Source organism: Gemmatimonas sp., assembly GCF_044345575.1.
In the GTDB taxonomy this organism is placed as follows: domain Bacteria; phylum Gemmatimonadota; class Gemmatimonadetes; order Gemmatimonadales; family Gemmatimonadaceae; genus Gemmatimonas.
Map to the genome: position 1 here is coordinate 1 of NZ_JBIJAW010000142.1, position 8,270 is coordinate 8,270.

The 8,270-nt window shown below is 66.8% G+C and carries 5 protein-coding genes and 1 pseudogene; 4 read left to right on the forward strand and 2 right to left on the reverse strand.

The window, feature by feature from the left end; all coding sequences use genetic code 11:
* Both ACIQ6O_RS09685 and ACIQ6O_RS09690 read left to right on the forward strand, forming a co-directional pair.
* A pseudogene (locus ACIQ6O_RS09685) lies at positions 1-2,168 on the forward strand (hypothetical protein); the annotation flags it as partial.
* A 269-nt stretch (positions 2,169-2,437) separates the two neighbouring features.
* On the forward strand, positions 2,438-3,325 hold the full coding sequence (locus ACIQ6O_RS09690) for a hypothetical protein (RefSeq protein WP_396207587.1): 888 nt from the start codon (positions 2,438-2,440) through the stop codon (positions 3,323-3,325).
* A gap of 122 nt (positions 3,326-3,447) precedes the next feature.
* Here ACIQ6O_RS09690 and ACIQ6O_RS09695 read toward each other — a convergent pair whose 3' ends face one another.
* Positions 3,448-4,317, reverse strand: coding sequence for a PfkB family carbohydrate kinase (locus ACIQ6O_RS09695; RefSeq protein WP_396207588.1), 870 nt, complete (start codon positions 4,315-4,317; stop codon positions 3,448-3,450).
* A complete protein-coding gene (locus ACIQ6O_RS09700; RefSeq protein WP_396207589.1) occupies positions 4,314-5,633 on the reverse strand; it encodes a NupC/NupG family nucleoside CNT transporter in 1,320 nt (439 codons plus the stop codon). Before ACIQ6O_RS09700 ends, ACIQ6O_RS09695 begins: the two co-directional genes overlap by 4 nt.
* A gap of 209 nt (positions 5,634-5,842) precedes the next feature.
* Between ACIQ6O_RS09700 and ACIQ6O_RS09705 the strand changes: the two genes are divergently transcribed.
* Positions 5,843-7,249 carry a carboxypeptidase regulatory-like domain-containing protein gene (locus ACIQ6O_RS09705; protein ID WP_396207590.1) on the forward strand — a complete coding sequence of 469 codons (1,407 nt, stop codon included), beginning with the start codon at positions 5,843-5,845 and terminating at the stop codon, positions 7,247-7,249.
* A gap of 52 nt (positions 7,250-7,301) precedes the next feature.
* The coding region (locus tag ACIQ6O_RS09710; protein ID WP_396207591.1) for a serine hydrolase domain-containing protein at positions 7,302-8,270 on the forward strand (969 nt) is incomplete at its 3' end.

Consider the following 8,270-nt stretch of genomic DNA (forward strand, 5'->3'; position numbering starts at 1 on the left):
ACCTGCCCGTGGGTCTCTTCTACCACGTGAGCTACGACCTGGAGTGGCCGTACAACGTGTGCGGCGGCATGCAGGACAACTACGACTGGTGCGGCCCCAGCGCGTCGCGGCAGAACCGTGGCATCTTCAACTACGACTGGTTCCAGATCCTCGGCGGCGACGGCTTCGTGGCCATCCCCGACCTGCGCGACTCGCGCATCGTGTACACCGAGTCGCAGGACGGCAACATCGTGCGTCGCAACAAGGTGACCGGTGAGTCGCGGCAGATCCGCCCCACCGCGCAGAACGTCACGAACGCACAGCCGCGCGAAGCGTATCGCTTCCACTGGGATACGCCGCTCATGCTGTCGCCCAACGATCCCGGCGTGCTGATGGCGGCGGCGAACAAGGTATTCCGCTCGCGTGATCGCGGTGATTCGTGGGAGGCCATTTCGCCCGACCTCACGCAGAACGCCTCGCGCGATTCCATCGTGACGATGGGGCTCAAGGGCACCGACATCACCATCGCCCGCAACGACGGCATTTCGCAGTGGCCCGCCATCGTGGCCCTCGCGGAGAGCCCCAAGCAGGCCGGCGTGTTCTATACCGGCACCGACGACGGCACGGTGAGTGTCTCGAAGGACGACGGCAAGACATGGACGAACATCACGAAGAATCTCCCCGGCTTCCCGGCGGGGCACGCGTTCGTGAGTGAAGTGGTGCCCAGCCGTTTCGACGCCGGTGTGGTGTACGTCACGGTGGACAACCATCGCCTCAACGACTACGCGCCGTACGTGTGGGTGTCGCGCGATTTCGGCGCCACGTTCACCGCGATCACGAACGGGCTGCAGGGTGAGGTGATCAAGACGCTTACCGAAGACACGAAGAACGCCGACGTGCTGTACGTGGGCACGGAGACGGGCATCTTCCTGTCGCTCGACAAGGGCAAGTCGTGGCGCCGGCTCAAGGCCAACTTCCCGACCGTGCGAGTGGACGAACTCACCATTCATCCGCGCGACAACGCGCTGATCGTGGCCACGCATGGCCGCTCGCTGTGGATTCTCGATCATCTCGAGCCCATTCAGGAGTATGCGGCGGCGCAGAAGGCGGAGGCCGCGCTGTTCACGCCAGGCCCGCAGTTGCAGTGGAAGAGCAAGGACGACCGCAACGACGAGTTCTGGGGGCATCAGTTCTTCACCGGCGAGAACCCGCCGACGGAAGCGGTGATGCAGCTCTACTTCAAGGCGCCGGTGAAGAACCCCATGCTGCGCGTGCTCGACGGCAGCGGGGCGCTGGTGCGTGAACTCGCGGTGTCGGCGGCGAAGAACGTGGCTGGTATTCAGACCGTGTGCTGGGATCAGCGGGTCACGCCGGTCCCGGAGCTCAACACGGCGGCGCCGGGTGGCGGTCGTGGTGGCGCCGGTGGTGGGCAGGGTGGTGGACCGGGTGGTTTCCCCACGCCACGTCGCGCGATCCCGGGGTATCCGGTGCCGCTGCCTGAGGTGGGCTACCTGGCCGACAACCCGTGCGCGCCGGCGGGCGGGCAGGGTGGTGGTGGCGGCTTCCGCTTTGGCGGTGGCGGCAACCAGGGCCCGCTCGTGTTGCCCGGCACGTACACGGTGGCGCTGGTGATCGACGGCAAGGAAGTGGCGCGCAAGCCGCTCACGCTGGTGGCGGATCCCGAGGTGAAGCTCACCGCCGAGCAGCGTGTGGCGTACAACGCGAAGGCGATGGAGCTGCACGGCGCGCAGGTGGAGGGGAGCAAGGCGGCCGCGCCGTTGTCGGCATTGCAGGCGCAGATCGTGGCGATCTCGGCCAAGGTGGATAGCTCGACCACGCTGAGCGCCGACGTGAAGACCGAGTGGACGCAGTTCCGGAAGGACTTCGACGCCCTGAAGGCCAAGTTCGGCGTGGGGCTGCCCGCGTTCGGTGGTGGCTTCGGCGGTGGCGGCGGCTTTGGTGGTGGTGCCGCCGGCCCCGATGCCAACGTGCTCACGCGTGTGGGCACGGCCAAGAGCAACATGCTGTCGGTGTGGGAAACGCCGAGCGACGCGCTGGTGAAGCAGGCCGCCGCTGCACGCGCCGCGCTCGATGCGGCGATGGCCGAGGCGAAGGCCTTCGCGCCGCGTCAGAAGGCGATGAGCGAGAAGCTCGCCGCGGCGGGGATCACGATGCCGGCGGGGAACTGACGGCGGCGTAGTGGCAGGAGGTCATGCAGAAGGGCGGCGCTTCACTCGGGAGAGTGGGGCGCCGCCCTTCTGCGTTTCTGCCATTCGAATGGCGCTTGACGGGTGATTGATGCCGTGGCGCTACTCTCCCCTTGCGTCGTAACTCGGAAGCGTGGCGCCTCCTTACCCCCGCGGACGCTGACACGCGTCGCCCCTCGCAAGTCTTCCGCTCGTCGTCCTCCTCCACATCCAACCTCAAGAAATCCGTGAAGCTCCGTCCGAGACACATCGTGCTGATCGCAGGTGCATTCGCCACACTTGGCTGTTCCCCGTCAGAACCGACCAGCCCAAGGGAACTCGACGCGCACGCCGCGGTTGCCAATGGTACGGCCGGGACGCAGAACAATCTTCAAGTCGGCGACCGGTACGGCGGTGGCGTCGTCGCCTACATCTTCCAGCCGGGCGATCCTGGCTATATCGCCGATCGTGTGGTCACTCTGCCGGACGGCGGATTTCGGGAGTCGGGGCCCGGTATCACAGGAGACGGTGATGAACTCGGTTCCTGCGGTCTAGGGGGAAGCTGGGTGAACCCCTCAGGCGGTGAGTCGAGGAGTGTTCCACATATGCACTGTCGCCGCGCGCTGGAGGCGTCCCGCCCGCATGGCATCATCGCCGCGGAGATCGATCAGACGATCAACTCGACCTCGGGCTACTACCCGCTGGACCGCGGTGTGATGTGGCAGCAGGGAATCTATGTCCCCGCCGAGCAGACGACCGTGTTCGACCCGGTATTCTCCTTGGCGTTGGGCCTTGGCGACGGCGCCCCGAACACCCGCCTCATCATGCAGACCATTGAGGCCACTGGGCGGCCCTTCGCTGCTGCCCGCTTGGCGGTCGAATATCGGGGCGGTGGGTACGCCGACTGGGTGTTGCCGAGCCGTGATGAGTTGAGGAAACTGTGGATCAGCCGCGTACAGATTGGCGGTTTTCAGCTGGAGGACACACCCGGAATTAGCTCGTGGTATTGGTCCTCATCCGAGTATCAGGAGTCGTCTAATCCGTCGTATCCGTTCCCCGCGTACGTGTGGGCGCTGAATTTCGCCTCCGGCGGGGATGGGCCGGGCTACAAGGGGCCGGGCGGTACGGCGTACAAGGTGCGCGCGATCAGGTATTTCTGAACGAATGGTGCTCGTGTCGCCGTGGCCGGTCAGGTGACATGACCTCTGCGAAACAAGCAAGTTCTGGCATCACAGGTCGGCACTTCACTCGGGTGAATGGAGTGCCGCCCTTTTGTGAATCTTCAGCCTTGCGCTCTTGCCTCGACCTCGGCGCTCGTGAGGCGCCGCAACCCTTCGATGCCGTAGCCTTCGACGACAAACGCCGCGACCGCCGCGGCCATACGCAGTGCCGTACGCAGCGCGGCGTCGTCGTGGGGCGCGGCCCCGGACGCGATCAACGCCACCAGTGCGCCGGCAAACGCATCCCCGGCGCCCGTGGTATCGGCCACCCGGGCCACGGGACACGCGGCGATCGTGATGGGCGTCGCGCCGCGACGATGGAGCGTCGCGCCGCGCGCCCCGTGCTTCACCACCACCATCGCCGGACCGAGGGCATGCAGCGCATCGACCGCGCCACTCCCATCGGTCGCGACGTTCAGCTCTTCGTCATCCACGAAGAGCAGGTGCACGTGCGGCAGCAGCTCGCGCAGGCTCACGCCTTCGTTGGCCCACCAGTGCGACATACTGTCGAGTGCCACCACACTGACATCGGGCCACTGCCGCAGCACGTGCCGTTGTACGTGCGGATGCGTGCTCCCCAGCAGTATCGCGCGCGGTACGCTGGTCAGACCTACCGGCGGCAGTCGTCCCTCCGCCACGCCGCGCTCACGTGAGACGGTGATGCGCTGCGCCCCATCATCCGTGTAGCGCGCGTGCCACCGGAATGTGGGCCCCGACAGCACTTCGACGGCGTCGTGATTCACCTGCGGCAGGTCGAGCACGTCCAGTGGAAAGTCGGTGCCCACGGTGCCGGTGACCTGCACCGGCATCCACAGGCGCGCCGCCGCCGCCGCGTAGAGCGCCGAGCCGCCGGGCACATCGCGGTGCATCACCTCGCCGCGCTCGATCGTGTCGAGGGTGAGCGTGCCGCTGATGAGGACCGAGGACGTCACCCGGGGTAGAGGATGCCCGCGACGGTCGCGGTCATGAGCGAGGCCAGCGCTCCGCCGAGCAGAGCACGCAGACCAAGCTGGGCCAGCAGGGCGCGCTTGGACGGTGCGAGTTCTCCCATGCCCGCGATCTGCATGGCGATGGACCCGAAGTTGGCAAAGCCGGCCAGCGCGTAGCTGGCAATCACCAGCGAGCGGGGCGCGAGGGCGCCGGTGCCCTGCAGGTGGTCCGCCAGCTGGCGGAAGGCCACGAACTCGTTGAGGACGGTCTTCACGCCGATCAGCTCCCCCACGGTCTGCGCGTCTTGCCACGGCACGCCGATCGCCCACGCGAGCGGGGCGAGCGCGCGCCCCAGCAGTCCCTGCAGCGTGAGCTCCGGTGCGCCAGCCAGCGAGCCCACCCAGCCGATGCCGGCATTGAGCATGGCGAGGAGGCCGAGAAAGGCCACGAGCATGGCGCCCACCTTGATGGCGAGAAAGGCGCCTTCGACAGCCCCGCGCCCTGCCGCGTCGATGACGTTGACGTCGGCCGTGTGCTCCGACTCCACGCTGAGCGTGGTGGAGGTCTCGGTGGCCTCGGTCTCGGGATACAGCAGTTTCGCCACGACCAGCGCCGCCGGGGCCGACATGACCGACGCGGAGACGAGGTGACCACCGATGGCGGGAAAGAACGGCGAGAGCAGACCCACATAGGCCACGAGCAGGCCACCGCTGATCGAGGCCAGACCGGCGACCATCAGGGCAAAGAGCTCGGAGCGGGTCATCCGCTCGAGGTAGGGACGCACCAGCAGCGGGGTCTCCATGAGGCCCAGGAAGATCCCGCCCGCCGTGGCGAGTGTTTCGGCGCCCGACGTGCGCATGGTGCGCTGCATGACCCACGCGACGCCGTGCACGACCCGCTGCATGAGGCGCAGGTAGTAGAGCACCGCCATGAGCGAGGAGAAGAAGACGATGGTGGGGAGGACGTGGAACGCGAAGTAGGCACCGGCCCGCGCCGCCTGCACGGTGCTGGGGGCGATGGGGGCATTGCCTCCCGCGGTGCCCTCGCCCACCGGGATGTTGTTGAACACCAGGTCGCCGAAGAGGAACTTCGCCCCGGCATCGGAGAAGGCCATGATGCGCAACAGCACCTCATTGACCGACCCGAAAAAGCCGCTGGCGCCCGGCGTGAGCAGCACCAGGGCGCCAAAGAGCAACTGCAACGCCAGGCCCCACAGGACCAGCCGCCAGGAGATGGCGCGGCGGTCGCGGCTCAGCGCCCAGCCGATGCCCACCAGAATGGCCAGGCCGACGAGCGAGCGCAGTTGCGGTGGAAACATCAGATAGGGACGCCGGTGGTCACACGCCTCTCCTCGGGGTGTTGGTGCGCCTAATTGTAGCGCGCCGTGACGCCGTTCACCCGATCCGTGATGACGGATAGCCCGAACTGCCTGCTGCCGTCAGGCGGCGCTGGCTCCACGAATGCGAGCGGGGTACAATCCCCAGAGATTCCCTTCCGGAGTGTGCGGTGTATCGTGGTTTCCTGGCCGTGGCTGTCCTCGCCGTCAACGCACTGGCCGCTGCACCATTACGATTGCCGACTGGCGACACTCCAGCGGTTGGCGTGCCGCGTATCGCCGATGGCACTTCGCTGCGCGCGCCGCGCTCCCTGCGATTGAGGGGACTCGTACACGACAGTCTCACCGGATTCCCGCTCCCCGGTGCCGTCGTGCAACTCCTCGAAGACGACGCCAGCAGCGGCGCGCGCTCGGTCATTGCCGACGACCGCGGTCGCTTTGAGTTCGCTGATCTGGCTCCGGGACGCTATCGGGTCGGCTTCCACCACCCGCGTCTCGACATGCTGGGCATCGAAGCGCCCGTGCGCGCCGTGCGCATGAATGCCGACGTGACGGACCTGCTGCTGGCCGTCCCGTCGGCCGCGCATATCCGCGCCGCGGTGTGCGGGACCGGCGCGGCGGGCCGTGACGCGACGTTGCTCATGGGCACCGTGTACGACGTGCGCACCGGGGCCGCCGTGGCCGACGCGTCGGTGCAGGTGGAGTGGACGGAGATTGACCTCGGTCGGCGGACAGCGACGCCACGCCGCGTGCTTCGTCGGACGGTGACTGGTGCCAATGGGTGGTACGGCGTGTGCGATGTGCCGCGCGAAGGGGTGGTGCAGCTCGCGGTCCACACGCCCAACGACAGCACCGACCGTGTGGACGTGCGGCTCGTGGGTGATGCGCTCAATCACCAGCTGCTGTATCTCGGTTCGGCCACCGTCATGCGCGTCGCCGGCGTGGTCACGCGAGACGGCAGCAACAAACCCATCGCCAACGCCACGGTGAGTGTCCCGGACGGGCCATCGGTGCGCACGAATGCCAAGGGAGAGTTCCTGCTCGACGCGGTCCCCGCCGGCTCACGCACGCTTGATGTACGGGCCATGGGCTTTTACCCCGAGCGCCTGCTGGTGAACGCCATCGACGGTGCCCCGCGGGTCGAGGTCGGGTTACACAGCTTCCGGTCGGTGCTCGATACCGTGAAGGTGCTGGCCAACTACCAGCGCTACTCGCTGCGGCAGGAGTTGGCGGAGCGTCAGCGTATGGGTATCGGCCGCTTCATCACCGAAAAGGATATCGAGCGCCGCCGGCCGATCTTTCTCTCGGACCTGCTGTGGACAATCCCCGGTGTTCGCGTTTCGCGCGGTGTGGGCCTACAGCAGAACGTCGCGATGCGTGGCCTGTTCAGCGATCGCTGTCTGCCGTCACTGTTTCTGAACGGGTTCGCGATGTTCCTCGCCGACTTCGGCAGTGCGCCGTTCTCGTTCGCCGATCTCGACGCCATGGTGCGCCCCGACGATGTGCTGGCCATGGAGATCTATGCATCCGGTCAGGTACCACCGGCGCTTGGTATGGGCATGACCGGGTGTGGTGCCATCGCCGTGTGGACGCGCTGATTCCGCGGCGAGCGCCCTCACCGCGGCCGCTGCCGCCCAGTAGAATACGGCCATGACATGCCGCCTCTCCTTCTCCGCCGCTGCGCTCGCGTTGCTTGCGGCTTCCTCGCTCGGCGCCCAGCCAACGACGTTCACGTGGCCAACGTCGACCCCGTCGAAGGTCGGTCTCAATGCCGCCGTCCTCGACAGCCTCGACGCAGAAATCACGGCGGGGAAGTACGGCAACATCGACCGCATGGTGGTCATTCGTCGTGGCCAGATCGTGATGAACAAGCAGTATCCGCGCGACTACGACAAGCTCTACGGCGACTCGTCGCGCGCCAGTTCGTCGCTGAACAATTCGCACGACCCCACCGGGCCCTTCAACTACTTCAACCCGTGGTGGCACCCGACGTATCGGCGGGGCACGCTGCACACGCTGCAGTCGGTGTCCAAGACGGTGGCATCGGCGGTGATCGGCGTGGCCGTCACCCGCGGCGAATTTCCCGCACTCGACACGCCGATTCTCACGTACTGGGACACCAGCACCGTAGCGAATCTCGACGATCGCAAGCGGCGCATAACCATCCGTCACCTGCTCACGATGTCGGGTGGATTCGACTGGAACGAAAGCATTCCGTATAGCGATCCGCGCAACACGGCAGGCGCACTCGAGGCGAGCCCGGACTGGGTCAAGTTCACCATCGACCGGCCGATGATGCGCGAGCCGGGCACCCAGTTCAACTACAGCAGCGGCGAAAGCGCGCTGCTCGCGCACATCTTCTTTCGCGCCACCGGCGTCGATATCGAGGAGTACGCGGCGCGCCATCTCTTCGCGCCGCTCGGCATCACCCAGTGGCACTGGAAGCGCACCACCTCGGGCGCCATCGACACCGAGGGGGGCCTCTATCTCGACGCGACCGACCTGGCAAAGATCTGGCAGCTGTGGCTGCAGAGTGGCCGCTGGCAGGGAAAGACCGTCGTGTCGGAACGCTGGGTGCGCGAATCCGTAACGCCACACATCGCGACCAGCACGCGCGCG

Bases quoted from the DNA above. Each gene is read 5' to 3' on its own strand.
- ACIQ6O_RS09700 (WP_396207589.1), bottom strand. From the start codon at position 5,633: ATGTTTCCACCGCAACTGCGCTCGCTCGTCGGCCTGGCCATTCTGGTG.